The 14,901-nt window shown below is 38.5% G+C and carries 13 protein-coding genes; 8 read left to right on the top strand and 5 right to left on the bottom strand.

What is annotated here, in order from left to right; translation table 11 throughout:
- The first annotated feature begins 56 nt into the window (after positions 1–56).
- Positions 57–410 (top strand): winged helix-turn-helix transcriptional regulator, encoded by a 354-nt coding sequence (locus tag ACULEU_RS01355; RefSeq protein WP_445453667.1) that lies wholly within the window; start codon positions 57–59, stop codon positions 408–410.
- A 33-nt stretch (positions 411–443) separates the two neighbouring features.
- Here ACULEU_RS01355 and ACULEU_RS01350 read toward each other — a convergent pair whose 3' ends face one another.
- The 3 genes from ACULEU_RS01350 to ACULEU_RS01340 all read right to left on the bottom strand — a co-directional run bounded on the left by ACULEU_RS01350 (position 444) and on the right by ACULEU_RS01340 (position 4,737).
- Positions 444–1,145 (bottom strand): zinc metallopeptidase, encoded by a 702-nt coding sequence (locus ACULEU_RS01350; RefSeq protein WP_445453666.1) that lies wholly within the window; start codon positions 1,143–1,145, stop codon positions 444–446.
- Between the two features lie 81 nt (positions 1,146–1,226).
- Positions 1,227–1,412 carry a hypothetical protein gene (locus tag ACULEU_RS01345; protein ID WP_445453665.1) on the bottom strand — a complete coding sequence of 62 codons (186 nt, stop codon included), beginning with the start codon at positions 1,410–1,412 and terminating at the stop codon, positions 1,227–1,229.
- 274 nt (positions 1,413–1,686) lie between these two features.
- On the bottom strand, positions 1,687–4,737 hold the full coding sequence (locus ACULEU_RS01340; RefSeq protein ID WP_445453664.1) for a leucine--tRNA ligase: 3,051 nt from the start codon (positions 4,735–4,737) through the stop codon (positions 1,687–1,689).
- 391 nt (positions 4,738–5,128) lie between these two features.
- Between ACULEU_RS01340 and ACULEU_RS01335 the strand changes: the two genes are divergently transcribed.
- From ACULEU_RS01335 to truB, 4 genes are read left to right on the top strand one after another with little or no spacing between them, the layout of a single operon-like run.
- Complete coding sequence (locus tag ACULEU_RS01335; protein ID WP_445453663.1) at positions 5,129–6,004, top strand: cell division protein FtsX; 876 nt, start codon at positions 5,129–5,131, stop codon at positions 6,002–6,004.
- A gap of 57 nt (positions 6,005–6,061) precedes the next feature.
- The gene (locus ACULEU_RS01330) at positions 6,062–6,304 is read left to right on the top strand and encodes a DUF3098 domain-containing protein (RefSeq protein ID WP_445453662.1); all 243 of its coding nucleotides are present in this window, start codon (positions 6,062–6,064) and stop codon (positions 6,302–6,304) included.
- Positions 6,304–7,113 carry an undecaprenyl-diphosphate phosphatase gene (locus tag ACULEU_RS01325; protein WP_445453661.1) on the top strand — a complete coding sequence of 270 codons (810 nt, stop codon included), beginning with the start codon at positions 6,304–6,306 and terminating at the stop codon, positions 7,111–7,113. Before ACULEU_RS01330 ends, ACULEU_RS01325 begins: the two co-directional genes overlap by 1 nt.
- Positions 7,114–7,115: 2 nt before the next feature.
- Positions 7,116–7,829: a tRNA pseudouridine(55) synthase TruB gene (truB, locus tag ACULEU_RS01320; protein ID WP_445453660.1), complete on the top strand. Its 714-nt coding sequence runs from the start codon at positions 7,116–7,118 to the stop codon at positions 7,827–7,829.
- On the opposite strand, the gene ACULEU_RS01315 is transcribed toward truB, so the two are convergent.
- A complete protein-coding gene (locus ACULEU_RS01315; protein ID WP_445453659.1) occupies positions 7,771–8,403 on the bottom strand; it encodes a thioredoxin family protein in 633 nt (210 codons plus the stop codon). The two genes, truB and ACULEU_RS01315, sit on opposite strands and share 59 nt — an antisense overlap.
- Before the next feature lie 260 nt (positions 8,404–8,663).
- Between ACULEU_RS01315 and pyrH the strand changes: the two genes are divergently transcribed.
- The 3 genes from pyrH to ACULEU_RS01300 all read left to right on the top strand — a co-directional run bounded on the left by pyrH (position 8,664) and on the right by ACULEU_RS01300 (position 12,585).
- Entirely contained in the window at positions 8,664–9,371 is a 708-nt protein-coding gene (gene pyrH, locus ACULEU_RS01310) for a UMP kinase (RefSeq protein WP_445453658.1), read from the top strand.
- 83 nt (positions 9,372–9,454) lie between these two features.
- Positions 9,455–10,015 carry a ribosome recycling factor gene (frr, locus tag ACULEU_RS01305; protein WP_445453657.1) on the top strand — a complete coding sequence of 187 codons (561 nt, stop codon included), beginning with the start codon at positions 9,455–9,457 and terminating at the stop codon, positions 10,013–10,015.
- A gap of 95 nt (positions 10,016–10,110) precedes the next feature.
- Positions 10,111–12,585: a DUF5686 family protein gene (locus tag ACULEU_RS01300; RefSeq protein ID WP_445453656.1), complete on the top strand. Its 2,475-nt coding sequence runs from the start codon at positions 10,111–10,113 to the stop codon at positions 12,583–12,585.
- A 1-nt stretch (position 12,586) separates the two neighbouring features.
- Here ACULEU_RS01300 and ACULEU_RS01295 read toward each other — a convergent pair whose 3' ends face one another.
- Positions 12,587–14,857, bottom strand: a complete 2,271-nt coding sequence (locus tag ACULEU_RS01295; protein ID WP_445453655.1) for a cation:proton antiporter domain-containing protein — start codon at positions 14,855–14,857, stop codon at positions 12,587–12,589.
- Positions 14,858–14,901: the final 44 nt, after the last annotated feature.

The following is a 14,901-nucleotide window of genomic DNA, read 5'->3' as shown; positions in this document are numbered from 1 at the left end:
TTGACAAAGGTATTTTTATACTTACTTTTGTACAAGTACCTACCAAAAAGTATGTAATGAAAACTATAAAAGAAGCATCGACCAATAATGAAAATCGGAAAACCATTAGTGCGGTTTGTCCGGTTAGTTTTACTTTAGAAAAAGTAGGAGGACGTTGGAAACCACTGATTCTATGGAACCTCCGAAACGGTAATTTGCGTTACAGCGAACTCCGAAAAGCGATTCCACCGATAACTGAAAAAATGTTGATTCAGCATTTAAAACAATTGGAAACCGATCATTTAGTAGTACGGACTGTTATAGAAGTGATGCCGCCACACGTAGAATACCGTCTTTCTGACTCGGCAGCCGAATTGCTTCCGGCATTAACCGCTTTGGCCGATTGGGGTGTTCGCAATAGCACTGTTTAAAAAAATCCGCTACTTTCGTAACGGATTTTCTGTTTATTCCTCTCTGGAACCTCCAAAGACTTGCAATGCCCAATATAATAAGGATGCCAGCGCTCCAATAGCAGCCACTACATACGTTCGAGCTGCCCATTTCAGAGCATCTTCAGCGCCTGCATATTCCTGTTGGCTCAACATGTTTTTATTTTTCAACCAGGCCAAGGCACGGTTACTGGCGTCGTATTCAACCGGTAAGGTAATAAAACTAAAGGCAGTAGCAATGGACATTAAAAGCAATCCGGCCACGGCAATGTAGAATCCGAAACCTAAACCGGCAGCAGCACCTAAAATTAGTCCGCCAATAATCAACCACTGCGACATACCTGAAGCAATATTGACAATAGGCACCAATTGCGAACGTAACTGCAGCATGTTGTAAGCTGTTGCGTGTTGCACCGCATGACCACATTCGTGAGCCGCCACCGCCGCCGCAGCTGCATTTCTTTGATTGTACACGCCTTCGCTCAGGTTGACCGTTTTATCGGTCGGATTGTAATGATCCGTCAATTGTCCGGGTGTTGAAATAACTTTTACATCATAGATGCCGTTGTCTTGTAACATTTGAGTCGCAATCTCGGCACCGCTCATACCGTTGCGCAAATGGATGTGTGAGTACTCAGCAAATTTGCTCTTGAGTTTAGAGCTTACGGCAAAACTGACTAAGGCAATTAAACCGATTAAAATATAATATCCTATCATGACTTTTAAATTTTGTTTTTACACAAAGCATCAAATTGTAAGCCAATCCCAAAATTGGGGAATTTCAATGACAACTTGACATTATTTGGAAATGGTGATAAACGCTATAAGTTCGGCAGCTTCGTAATACGTGAAGTTCACGCTTACAACTTCGTAACCAGCATTGACCTTTTCGTTAAGGAACTGTTCTACTCTGTCGGTTAGCTTTTCTTTCATACTGCTAAAACCTGCTTTTTCTACAATGGTGTGGATTTCGTGTCTTTTCATGATTATGTTTTTGATTCTTATACGTAAAAAATAAAAAAGGTTACACTAGAGTATAACTTTGGTATAAATAGATAAGCAATCAAATAGGGCTATGTTACGACATATATACGACATATATACGGTATATATATAAATTTACAGGGAAATTACCAGCTATAGGAAAGCTACCTGATGCTAACAGAAAACCCCAAATGCGGGGCACTTGGGGTTTTGTTTTTGGGTATTTAGGTCTGGTGAGGATTGCCTCTGCTTAAAACCAGCCAATAGCATTTGTTTATCCTACCAGATTAATCACTTTTCCGGGAACGATGATTACTTTGTTTGGCGTTTTGCCGTCTAATTGTTTGATGGTTCTTTCATCTGCCATGACGATGTCTTCGATTTGTTTTGGAGTTAAATCTAATGGCAATTTGATGGTAAAACGCATTTTCCCGTTAAACGAAACCGGGTATTCTTTTTCAGATTCTACTAAGTATTTCTCTTCGTACATTGGAAATGCTACCGTTGAGATTGAACCTTCGTGACCCAATTGTGCCCAAAGTTCCTCAGCGATATGCGGTGCATAAGGTGAAATTACAATAGCTAATGGTTCTAAAATTTTACGATGGTTACATTTCATAGATGCCAATTCATTGACACAAATCATAAATTGCGATACCGAAGTATTGAACGAGAAGTTCTCTATGTCCTCGGTCACTTTTTTGATGGTTTTGTGCAAGGTTTTGTACATATCAGCTGTTGGTTCGTCGTTAGTCACAATCAAACCGTTATCATCAAAATACAAACGCCATAGTTTTTTTAGAAAGCCTGAAACTCCGGTAATACCAGCAGTATTCCAAGGTTTGGCTTGTTCTAATGGGCCAAGGAACATTTCGTATAAACGAAGCGTGTCCGCGCCATAATCGTTACAGATGTCATCCGGATTGACCACATTGTATTTCGATTTGGACATTTTTTCGACTTCTCTTCTTACTATGTAGTCTTCCTCTATGTTTAAAAATCGAATATCATTGTATTCTGGTCTCCAATTTCTAAGTTTTTCTTTATCAATTACATTAGAGGTTCCAATCAGCAAAGAAATATCTACACTTGTTTTAATAATACCTTCAGAAGAATAATTAATCTGAACATTTTTCAGTCCAGAAGTATTTTCTTTAATCCATTCATTAACTAAATCATTATTGCCATTTAATTTTATATCTTCATAAATCTCTTCGCTTACTACAAGAGATTTCGGTGCTAAAGCTGCTGTTAAAAAATTTTCAATATTTTCATCATTTAATTCGTAACTACTATTAAAAGAATCACTTACTATTGTTTTTGAACGTAACAATACAATAAAAATAAAAGCACTTTCTCCCAAAATCATTCCCTGATTAATCAGTTTTTTGAACGGTTCTTCGGTCGGCGCAAAACCTTTGTCTTTTAGGAATTTGTTCCAAAAACGCGAGTATAACAAATGGCCTGTGGCGTGTTCGCTACCGCCTATGTATAAATCGACGTTTTCCCAATATTTCAAGGCGTCGGCAGAGGCAAATTCGCTTTCATTGTGCGCATCCATATAGCGCATCCAGTACCACGAGCTTCCTGCCCAACCCGGCATGGTGTTCAATTCTAAAGGAAAAACGGTCACATTATCAATCAACTGACAACTGACAACCGACAACTTTTCAACATCCCAAGCCCAATCGGTGGCATTGCCTAATGGCGGTTGTCCGTCTTCTGTGGGGAGGTATTTTTCCACTTCAGGCAAGATGATGGGTAAGTGTTTCGCATCAATCATTTGCGGTAAGCCGTTTACGTAGTATACCGGGAATGGTTCGCCCCAATATCTTTGTCGAGAAAACACGGCATCGCGCAAGCGGTAGTTGGTTTTCCCTTTTCCGTGACTAATGGCTTCTAACTGCTCAATTATTTTGGTAGTCGCTTCTTTGTAACCCAATCCGTTTAAGAAATCGGAGTTCTCTAAAACGAATCCGTCTTTTTCTCCATACGCTGCTTCCGAAATATCTTTGTTGAAAATATTTTTGATTTCGGGCATGCCGTTTTGACCTTTGAAGAAATTCGCAAAAGCATAATCTCTTTCATCTCCGGCAGGAACCGCCATAACTGCACCTGTTCCGTATCCTGCCAATACATAATCGCCTATCCAAACCGGAATAGGTTCTTTGGTAAAAGGATGCTCGACAAAAGCTCCGGTAAATACTCCGGATATGGTTTTGACATCTGCCATTCTTTCGCGTTCCGAACGTTTGGCGGTGGCTTCGATATAACTTTCGACGGCAGATTTTTGTTCGGGAGTCGTTATTTGGGCTACCAATTCGTGTTCCGGAGCTAAAGTCATAAACGTTACTCCGAAGATGGTGTCAGGTCTTGTGGTGAAAACTTCTATGTCGAAAGTCGAAGGTCGAAAGTCTGAAAGCTCGTCTTCTTCTGACTTTTGACTTTTGACTTTAAACTTTACTGTCGCACCGACTGACTTGCCAATCCAATTGCGTTGGGATTCTTTGATGGATTCGCTCCAATCGATGGTTTCCAAACCTTTTAGTAATCTTTCGGCATAGGCAGAGATGCGCATTGACCATTGGGTCATTTTTTTACGAATCACCGGATGACCACCGCGTTCGGATACGCCATTAACGATTTCATCATTCGCCAAAACGGTTCCGAGTGCCGGACACCAGTTGACTTCGGTTTCTGCCAAATAGGTTAGTCGGTACTGCAAGAGTATTTTTTGTTTTTCTTCTTCAGAAAATTCATTCCACTCCGACGGGAAAAAAACCGCTACATGGTCATCACAAACAGCATTTACTGTGGCATTACCACTCTTTTCGAAAAGCGCAATTAAGGTCGAAATGTCTTCGGCTTTATCGGTGTCTTTGTTGTACCAAGAATTGAATAATTGGATGAAAATCCACTGCGTGTGCTTGTAATAATCAGGATTAGAAGTGCGTACTTCCCTGCTCCAATCAAAAGAGAATCCAATTTTGTCCAATTGTTCGCGGTAACGGGCAATGTTTTCGCGGGTAGTTTTTTCGGGATGTTGGCCGGTTTGAATGGCGTATTGCTCGGCCGGCAATCCGAACGAATCGTAACCTTGTGGATGCAGTACATTGAACCCTTTATGACGTTTGAAACGCGCCACGATATCCGAAGCGATGTACCCAAGAGGATGCCCAACGTGTAAGCCTGCTCCCGAAGGATAAGGAAACATATCGAGCACATAATATTTGGGTTTATCGGAAGTATTAGAGGCTTTGAATGTTTGATTTTCTGCCCAATATTGTTGCCATTTGGCTTCTACTTTTTCGTGATGGTATTTCATTCGTCGCTTGTATTGTTTTTTATCGGTCTCATGCTGTCGCTCTGTGAGCTCGAGTCATTTGCTCGCTTCTAGTGTTTTTTTATATGTGCAATGCTGTCGCTCTGCGAGCTCGAGTCATTTTATATTGTTATTTTTTCGTTTGTCCTCTAGCCCCGATTGCAGTGAAAATCCTGTCATTGCGAAGACAATTATGATGAGATTGCTTCGTTCCTCGCAATGACAGATTGCAACGGAAAGCGGGAATATGGTCGACTGAAAATGCCCAAACCATTCGCTCCTAAAAAAATTTAAGCAACAAATTTACGTTTATTATAATAAAGTTAAAAGTTTGTACGTTATAAAGGGGAAAAACAATTTTCTTTATTATTTTTACCACATCAAAAAACCATGTATGTCATCATCATTTGAAAAGTTTCAGAAACGCAGGGTAATTACCTCTTATTTTTCGGTCGTATTGAGTATCTTTTTGGTCCTTTTTTTATTGGGTCTTTTGGGACTTTTCGTCATTAATTCGAAGCAATTGTCCGATAACTTTAAGGAAGGTATTGCGATGACGGTTTTCTTGAAAAATGAAGCCAATGACTCGGTTAGAACTGCTTTTAACGAAGAATTGAAAACGGCAAAATTTGTGAAGGATTTCAAGTATGTTTCTAAAGAAGAAGCCGCTATTGAACACCAAAAAACCTTAGGCGAAAATTTTGTTGAATATTTAGGAGCCAATCCGCTTTATAATTCGTTTGATATTCACTTGAAGGCAGACTATGTGACTAATGAGGAGATTTCTAAAATCGAAACCCGTTTGCGTAAAAATGAAATGATTGCCGATATTGTGTATAGCAAACAACTTGTAACCTTGGTGAACGACAATATTAAGGTCATCAGTAAATGGATTTTGATCATCAGCTGTGTTTTTGCGTTTGTTTCGGTATTGCTGATTAACAGCTCGTTACGCTTGTCTATTTTTGCGAATCGCTTTATCATCAAAACGATGCAAATGGTAGGTGCCACGAAATCGTTTATCCGAAAACCTTTTATTCAGCGCAGTATTTTTTTAGGCTTAATTGGTTCTGCTTTGGCTATTTTTGCCTTGATTGGCGTTTTGGTTTATATTGAAACTACGTTCCCAAGTTTAGGAATTCTAGAAGATAAAATGGCTATCACCATTGTCCTTGTCGGTGTTTTGGTGCTGGGGATTGTGATTTCGTGGATTAGCACTTACGTTGCTACACAGCGCTTTTTGAATTTGAGAACGGATGATCTTTATTAGAAAGATAATAGATGATAGACTAATAGATAATAGACTAATTGATTGATACAAGATATTATGAAAAACAACGAGCAAAAACCGGATTTTCTTTTTGAAAAAGCAAACTACAAAACCCTTATGATTGGGATTGCAGTGATTGTCTTAGGTTTTATTTTGATGAGTGGTGGCGGCAGCGATGACCAAAAGGTTTTTAACGAAGATGTTTTTAACTTCCGCAGAATCCGTTTGGCTCCAACCATCGTTTTGATTGGTTTTGGAATCACTATCTTTTCCATTTTTAAGAAATCTAAAGCGGAATAATGGACTATTTACAGGCAGTCCTTATAGCTATCGTGGAAGGATTAACAGAATATTTACCTGTTTCTTCTACGGCACACATGATTTTTACCAGTTCCTTTTTTGGCATTCAGGAAGATGATTTTGTGAAATTGTTTCAGGTTTCTATACAATTTGGAGCGATATTGGCTGTGGTTGTTTTGTACTGGAGGAAGTTTTTCGACTTTAGTCGCATTTCCTTTTACATCAAATTAGCTTGTGCTGTCATTCCGGCACTAATACTCGGAAAACTCTTTGATGATAAAATTGATGCCGTATTAGGCAATCCTATTCCGATAGCTATTGTATTGATTCTGGGCGGGGTTGTGTTGTTGTTTATTGACGGCCGTTTTCATCATCCTACCATAGCGCATGAAGAAGATATTACGGTCAAAAAAGCGGTCACTATCGGATTTTGGCAATGTTTGGCCATGATGCCAGGCACCAGTCGTTCTGCGGCATCCATTATTGGTGGTATGCAACAAGGCCTGACTCGTGAAACGGCAGCCGAATTCTCTTTCTTTTTGGCTGTTCCGACAATGCTTGCTGTAACAACGTATTCGCTGTTTTTAAAAACATATGAAGTCTCACAACTAAAAGGCTACGAATTATTAACCCAATCGTCCGAAAATCTTAAACTATTTTTGGTGGGTAATGTGGTTGCTTTTATTGTTGCAGTAATTGCTATCAAATTCTTCATTGGCATCATTAAGAAATATGGTTTCAAACCTTGGGGCTATTACCGAATCATTGCCGGAGTTCTTTTACTGACCTACTTTTCCTTAAACAAATAAAAGTGAAGACTGCTGAAGATTATTTAGAAGGACAGGTTTTGTTGATTGACAAACCGCTACAATGGTCGTCTTTTCAGGCGGTGAACAAACTGAAATATGTTTTAAAAAACCATTACAATCTACCTAAGAAATTTAAGATTGGCCACGCCGGAACTCTAGATCCATTAGCTTCGGGACTTTTAATCATCTGCACTGGAAAATTCACAAAACGGATTACCGAAATTCAAGGACAGGCAAAGGAATACAACGGAACGTTTACTATTGGAGCCACGACGCCATCCTACGATTTAGAAACCGAAATAAATGCGACTTTTCCAACCGAACACATTACTTCCGAAATGATTTTGGAAACCACGAAGCAGTTTTTAGGAGAAATCGATCAAAAACCGCCTGTGTTTTCGGCCATCAAAAAAGACGGCAAACGGTTGTACGAACACGCCAGAGCCGGAGAAGAAGTAGAAATTTCCTTTAGAAAAACAACGATACACGAATTTGAAATTACACGAATAGCACTTCCTGAAATAGACTTTAGGGTTGTATGCAGTAAGGGAACTTATATTCGTTCGTTGGCATTTGACTTTGGTAACGCTTTAAATTCGGGTGCCTACTTATCGGTTTTGCGCCGAACAAAAATTGGAAACTATGCAGTTGATAATGCTATTTCGCCGATACAGTTTGAGCAACAACTACATCAATCCGAGTCATCAGATTCATAATTTCTTTTTGGACTGACAATCCTTTATCGTGCAGGTACCACAATTGTAAATTGGTTTTTGCGGTTTCATCTACTACGCCGTATTTGGCTTTGTAATCCAGTATTAACTTTTTAGCCTCTTGAGGTCGGGGTCCAAAATCGCCTACTACTTTTAAAGTATTTTTGTCAATGACAATTAGTTTCGGAATCGACTTGGTGCCATTCGTTAAAAAGAGATTCATCAACTCTTCGTTTTCATCACGAAAAACAATTTTCAGATCTATTTTTTCTGAAAGCGCTGCCATTTTGTATAGTATAGGTAAAATTTGAGCCGCATCGCCACACCATCCCTCAGAAATCACCAGCCAAATGTATTCGCACTGCAGTTGTTTTAATTCCTGATCGAACTCGGTTGCAACTTTTATGGTTTTGTCTAAACGGTTCATGCGCACTTCATTCAGTTCGGAATAATGCGTTAAAGCTTCGCTTTGTTCGTTTCCTGTTGATTTGCCTTCTTTTAATAATGCCGTAACATGGGCTCTATAGTCTTTATAACCAACACTTTTTACTAAACTTTCTTTTATGATAGCTTCCATTCTTCTTAAATTTATACTACAAAATTACGAAACACTAACCTTACCTACTGTGATAATTGTTACGAAAACATTATTTTTATTCCCTATCCAAAAAAAACAGAATATGTTTATATTTGCATCAAATTTGACAGCAAAGAAGCCTTCCCTTTGGATATTGGGTTATGCTGCGGATTCAAATTTACAGAAGTACAACTAAACAATACTAACTAAATTTACTAGAACCGAAGCATCAAGCAACTTCTAGGAAAAATACAATCGGAATGAAATACAAAAGAATTCTTCTTAAACTAAGTGGTGAAGCTTTAATGGGTGACCGACAATACGGCATCGACCCAAAACGTTTAGCCGAATATGCTGATGAAATCAAAGAAATCCACAGCAAAGGCGTAGAAATTGCCATTGTTATTGGTGGTGGCAATATTTTTAGAGGCATTGCAGGAGCCAGTAACGGAATGGACAGAGTTCAGGGAGATTATATGGGAATGCTTGCTACTGTTATCAATGGAATGGCATTACAAGGTGCTTTAGAAGATAAAGGAATGCTGACTCGTTTGCAAACCGCTTTGAAAATTGAGGCGATTGCCGAACCGTATATCAAAAGAAGAGCCGTGCGTCACTTGGAAAAAGGAAGAATTGTTATTTTTGGAGCCGGAACCGGAAATCCGTATTTCACTACAGATACAGCCGCGGTACTTCGAGGTGTTGAAGTGCATGCTGATGTGATTTTAAAAGGAACACGCGTGGACGGCATTTATGATTCTGATCCTGAAAAGAACGCCAATGCCGTAAAATTCAACAGCATTACTTTTGAAGATGTTATTAAAAAAGGATTGAATGTAATGGATTCCACAGCCTTCACTTTGAGTCAGGAAAACGCCTTACCCATCGTTGTTTTTGATATGAATAAAAAAGGAAATTTATTAAAAATATGTAACGGTGAAGAAATCGGAACCGTTGTGAAAATATAGAAATTTTAGACTGCTCAGACCTCTTAGACCAACTTAAAATCTAAGAAGTCTAAAAAGCTAACCATCTAACAATCTAAAAAGAAATGGAAGATATAGAATTTATTTTAGACAGTACAAAAGAATCCATGGCGGGTTCTATTGCGCATTTAGAAAAAGAATTTTTAAACATCCGCGCCGGAAAAGCAACACCACAAATGTTGGGAAGTGTTTTTGTAGACTATTATGGTTCACAAACGCCACTTTCACAAGTGGCTAACGTCAGCATTCCTGATGCTCGAACGATTACGATTCAGCCTTACGAAAAAAGTATGTTGCAAACCATTGAAAAAGCGATTATGATTGCCAATCTTGGTTTTAATCCGATGAATAACGGGGAAAACATCATCATCAGTGTGCCGCCATTAACGGAAGAACGCAGACGTGACTTGGTAAAACAGGCTAAAGGTGAAGCTGAAGATGCTAAAATCAGTATCCGAAATGCGCGTAAAGATGCCAACACCGATATTAAAAAACTGGAAAAAGACGGTACTTCTGAAGATTTGTGTAAAAAAGCAGAAGACGACATCCAGAAATTAACCGATAGTTTCATCCGAAAAGTGGATGAACATCTGGCTACGAAAGAAGCCGAAATCATGAAAGTGTAACTTTTGTTAATTCAGTATTAAAATCCGTTTCGATGTTTCGGGACGGGTTTTTTTATTCCTATTTTTGTCCAATCTTTTGTGCCAATTCCTTTCAAATGAAGCAATTATTTCTATTGTGTTTCTTTTTTACGCTGTCGCTTCAGGCACAAATCCAGCTCCATGGCGTAATCAAAGATTCGGAAACCAAGAAAGCACTTCCGTTTGCCACCATTACTATCGAAAATGGCTTTTCCACCATCTCCGATGTGGATGGGAAATTTCATTTTAAACTGTATGCACAGCCTCAAAGCTTAACTATTTCTTATGTTGGCTACGAAACCCGAAGCATTCCGTTACTGGATATAAAACCTTTTTACACGCTTTATGTTCTAAGAAAAACGGATGCCCTACAAGAAGTTACGATTTCAAATACCAATCCGGCCAACGCTATTATTGCCAAAGTCATTCAGCAAAAAAATGCTAACAATCCACAACAGAAATTACGCACCTTCCAATTCAAATCTTACAACAAGCTTCTGGTAACCGCCAATCCAGATTCTATTGTGGGCAAAATCGATACCTTATCTATCAAGAATAAAGTGGTCAAAATGGATTCAACGGATTACAAATTCAAGAAAATCATTGACAAACAGCATTTGTTTCTTACCGAAAAAGTCTCGCAGTTTCAATTTGAAAAACCCCTTTTGAAAGAAACGATTATTGGCACTAAAATGGCGGGTTTCAAAGAACCTATTTATGAATTTCTGGGCTTTGCCATGCAGTCGTTTTCGGTGTACGATGACCAATATGAATTGTTTGAAACCAAATACAAAAGTCCGATTGCTGCTAAGGCCCTAAAGGAATATCGATTTAAAATTTTGGATACTACTTCGGTAGAAAAGCGTGAGGTACTTGTTATTTATTTCAAAAACAGAAACAAAAAAGGTCTAGAAGGATTATTGTATATCGATACTGAAAACTTTGCTGTAGCTAGAGCTGTAATGCGCGTTCGCGGTGTTTTAGACATTACGGGAATTCATGAATTCATCTATTTAGCAGAAGAGAAAGTGTGGTTTCCAATAAGTAAGGATTTTAGAATTGTTAAAGGAAAAAGCAAGGAACCTACAACCATTTTAGGTGGTCGTATAGAGTTTTCTGCCGAAGACGATGAAGAATCACCTTCTAAAAAAGATGCCTCCGATTTTACCTATCTCTCCTCGGAAATGCAGGTATTTGATTTAGTACTAAATACCGATCTGAAAATCAAGAAAACGTCTGTTGCTATTGAAGTTAAAAACAATGCCATAAACCGCGACGAGAAGTTCTGGAAACAAAACAGAACAGACAGTTTAGACTTGCGCGGTAAACGAACCTATGTTGTTTTGGATAGTGTTGTTTCTAAAGAAAACATCGAAAAGAAAATCAGGTTTGGACGGAAAGTTTTTAATGGCTATGTTCCTTTAGGTCCGTTTGATTTTGACTTACGTTATCTGTTAAGTTATAATAATTTTGAAGGCTTCCGCATCGGAATTGGTGGTATTACCAACGATACCTTTTCGAAGAAATTGCGTTTGGAAGGTTACACGGCTTACGGTATCAAGGATGAAACCATCAAATACAATATCGGAACTGCTGTTCGTATTGGGAATTTTTCGAATACTTGGGTTGGCGGTGCTTATACTGATGATGTTCGCGAGATTGCGAGTACGACCTTTGCCACAGACAAAAGGGTTTTCAAAATTTATGATCCGCGTCCGATTAACATCAGTACGTTTTATAATCATAAAACTTGGCGTGGGTATATTGAGACTAAAATCATTCCGAAAACCGAAACCCTCTGGCAGTTATCTTATAGTGAAATAGCACCTTTGTTCAATTATACTTTTGCGTATGACAACCACTTATATCGCGATTTCACGATGACGACAGCCCTGTTCTCGATGCAGTGGAACCCTTTCAGCGATTATATGCAAACACCAAATGGTAAAATAGAATATGAAAAACGTTTTCCGAAATTCTCTTTTCAGTTTACCAAATCGTTGCCTAATATTTTAGCCAATGATTTTGATTTCGGTAAAATAGATACCCGAATAGAATATGAAAAAAAATATTTAAACGGACAAAAATCGGCTGTGTTAGTACAAGCTGGTTTTTCTTTTGGTGCTTTGCCATTAACCCATTTATACAACACTTCTCCCAACAATTTAACCAAAGACAATTTGTTGCAAAGGATTACCATTGCGGGTAAAAACAGTTTTGAAACCATGTATTTCAATGAATTCTTTTCGAGTGAATTTGTAATGCTACAACTGAAACACGGTTTTAAAAGAGTGGAATTGTTCAGGAATATTAAACCATCACTCATTTTAGTGACCCGAATGGCTTGGGGCGATCTACAGCATTCAGAGCGACATATCGGAATTGTTTACAAAACCCTGAACGAAGGTTTTTTTGAATCGGGAATAGAACTCAATCAGATTTTTAAAGGATTTGGATTGACCGGGTTTTACCGATACGGACCAAATCAACTACCTCGTTTTGAAGACAATGTAGCGGTGAAGTTGAGCTTTGTTTTTGATTTCGGACTGTAACTTAAGGCTTGATAATCAAAACTGAAGGAATATCGGTAAGCCATGCCACCTCATCATCGATTAATTTTTTCCAGGTTTCTAAACTAAAGATGACCAAATCCTGCTCTAAGAGAAATGGTTTATTAACCTGATCCGGTTGAAAAACCTCCACATTATCCTTATAGTTCTGCTCCAAAGCCAATAAAGATTTCTCCACAATAAAATTATTTTTGGTGTGCTTGTTATTGTCAAGAATCGTGATATGAGCGTCATTGTTGTAAATCAGTTTTTGGGCGTAATCTACCAGAAAAACATCCCCGGCACTAAAGATTCCAAGAAAAACTTTGTCGATATTTTGTAGTTCTTTATCAATTAAAATTCCGAGTGGCGTTTTCGTTTTAGAGATGATTAAACGCGTTCTGTCATCAAAAGGAGAATTTTCAAACAAGCCTTCTTTCCCTTTAAACTTGTCTAATAAACGATCTGGATTGATGATTCGGGAAGTAAATCCGAGCACTTTACCCAAAATCGTACCTTCAAAAATAGATTTCCCCAAACCTACTAAAACCAAATCATATTTCCCTTCGTGAGCAATATCAGCAATATCACTTTCAATGTCACCTGTTGCTTTAAAAATGGTCGTAATTTTTTGATTTATTTTTTTGGATTCTCTATTGATGGGTTCAAAGGTTTCCTTTTCGTATTCTTCCAGATTGTACGCGTGCATTTCATCGCTTATGGTCAAGTGCATGGCTGTGACATTAGACGATTCGGGTTGTTTTCGGATCAGGCTGTTGGCCAAACGCAATAATGATTTCCCTTTTTCGTTATTTCCGAACGAAATCAAGATGTTATAATCAGAAATCTTTTTGACTTCCGGTGGAATGATAGCGTCTTTTGTTTTAAAAATAAAATTGATGATATCCAAGGCCGGTCCGGTCATGAAAGTAGTAACCAGCGCCATGATAACCATCATCGTAAACACTTTTGGCGAAAGGACTCCCAATTCGTATCCAATATTTAATACGACTAATTCCATTAATCCTCGGGTGTTCATCAAAGCACCAATAGTAAAACTATCGCGCCAATTTTGACCCACAAAACGGGCAGCCAAAGCGCTTCCGAAGAATTTCCCGACAACGGCAACCAAGATAATATATCCCGTGATTTTCCATAAATACGGCTCATCAATCAGACCAATTTCTGTTCGTAATCCTGTAAATACAAAGAATAAAGGCAGTAGTAAAATCACCGAAAGATCTTCTACTTTTTCGATAAAAATATTTCTAAACCTAGCAATATCAGGCATTATAGCTCCCATCAGGAAGGCGCCAAATAAAGCATGAATTCCGATAACTTCAGACAAATAGGCCGAAACCATCAAAGTCAGTAGAAAAATAGCTACCACCGATTTTTTAAGGTTGTCTTTTTTGGCGTATAAGTCTCCCACACGTTTTAAAAATGGTTTGACTATAAACAACATCGCTAAAACATATACTAAAGCCAATCCTATGACATATAAAGAGCTCACAAAACTTCCGGCTTTTACGATAGCAATAACGACAGCAAGTAAGCACCAAGCGGTAATATCGTCGGCGGCGGCACAAGTGATCACAATAGTTCCTAAACGGGTTTTGTGAATCCCTCTTTCCTGAACAATCCGCGCCAAGACCGGAAAAGCGGTAATACTCATCGCAATTCCCATAAACAACCCAAAAGACAAAAACTCGACTCCAGGCGGAGCAAACTGATGATAGATATAATACGACAATCCGATTCCAAGGGCAAACGGAATAACAATACTGGCATGACTGATTACAACGGCATCATTAGCCTTATTTTTGAGGACTTTTAGGTCTAACTCCATTCCGATAACAAACATGAAAAGGATTAAGCCTACTTGACTTAACATTTGAAGATTTCCTAAAGAAGCAACAGGAAATAAAGCTTCTTTCATATCGGGAAAATATAACCCAAACAGCGATGGTCCAAGAGCAATTCCGGCTATAATTTCACCGATAACCGAGGGCTGGCCTATCTTTCTGAAAATCCACCCAAAAATTCTAGCTACTAAAACAATGGTAATAATTTGAAAAAGCAGCAACGCCAAAGGATGTTTTACATTATGAAACAGCGAAGATAAAAACTGAACCCACTGACTGTCGGTTGAAGAAGGAGAAACAATTTTTCGGCCAACTTCTAATAATTTTCCTTGTTCCACTATCCAATACATCAACCAGGTAAAGCCTCCAGTAATGGTCAAATAGAATAATGTGTTTTTTAAATTTCTCATCCAATAGTGTGTAGTTCTGTGTACAAATATGGCAAAAAACTGTC

This window comes from Flavobacterium sp. 25HG05S-40, assembly GCF_052654735.1.
The sequence above is the reverse complement of the archived record's forward strand: the minus strand, read 5'-3'. Positions and strand labels throughout refer to the sequence as shown.

Coding starts and splice junctions, on each gene's coding strand:
- ACULEU_RS01355 (WP_445453667.1), top strand. CDS start 57: ATGAAAACTATAAAAGAAGCATCGACCAATAATGAAAATCGGAAAACC.
- ACULEU_RS01350 (WP_445453666.1), bottom strand. CDS start 1,145: ATGATAGGATATTATATTTTAATCGGTTTAATTGCCTTAGTCAGTTTT.
- ACULEU_RS01345 (WP_445453665.1), bottom strand. CDS start 1,412: ATGAAAAGACACGAAATCCACACCATTGTAGAAAAAGCAGGTTTTAGC.
- ACULEU_RS01340 (WP_445453664.1), bottom strand. CDS start 4,737: ATGAAATACCATCACGAAAAAGTAGAAGCCAAATGGCAACAATATTGG.
- ACULEU_RS01335 (WP_445453663.1), top strand. CDS start 5,129: ATGTCATCATCATTTGAAAAGTTTCAGAAACGCAGGGTAATTACCTCT.
- ACULEU_RS01330 (WP_445453662.1), top strand. CDS start 6,062: ATGAAAAACAACGAGCAAAAACCGGATTTTCTTTTTGAAAAAGCAAAC.
- ACULEU_RS01325 (WP_445453661.1), top strand. CDS start 6,304: ATGGACTATTTACAGGCAGTCCTTATAGCTATCGTGGAAGGATTAACA.
- ACULEU_RS01315 (WP_445453659.1), bottom strand. CDS start 8,403: ATGGAAGCTATCATAAAAGAAAGTTTAGTAAAAAGTGTTGGTTATAAA.
- pyrH (WP_445453658.1), top strand. CDS start 8,664: ATGAAATACAAAAGAATTCTTCTTAAACTAAGTGGTGAAGCTTTAATG.
- frr (WP_445453657.1), top strand. CDS start 9,455: ATGGAAGATATAGAATTTATTTTAGACAGTACAAAAGAATCCATGGCG.
- ACULEU_RS01300 (WP_445453656.1), top strand. CDS start 10,111: ATGAAGCAATTATTTCTATTGTGTTTCTTTTTTACGCTGTCGCTTCAG.
- ACULEU_RS01295 (WP_445453655.1), bottom strand. CDS start 14,857: ATGAGAAATTTAAAAAACACATTATTCTATTTGACCATTACTGGAGGC.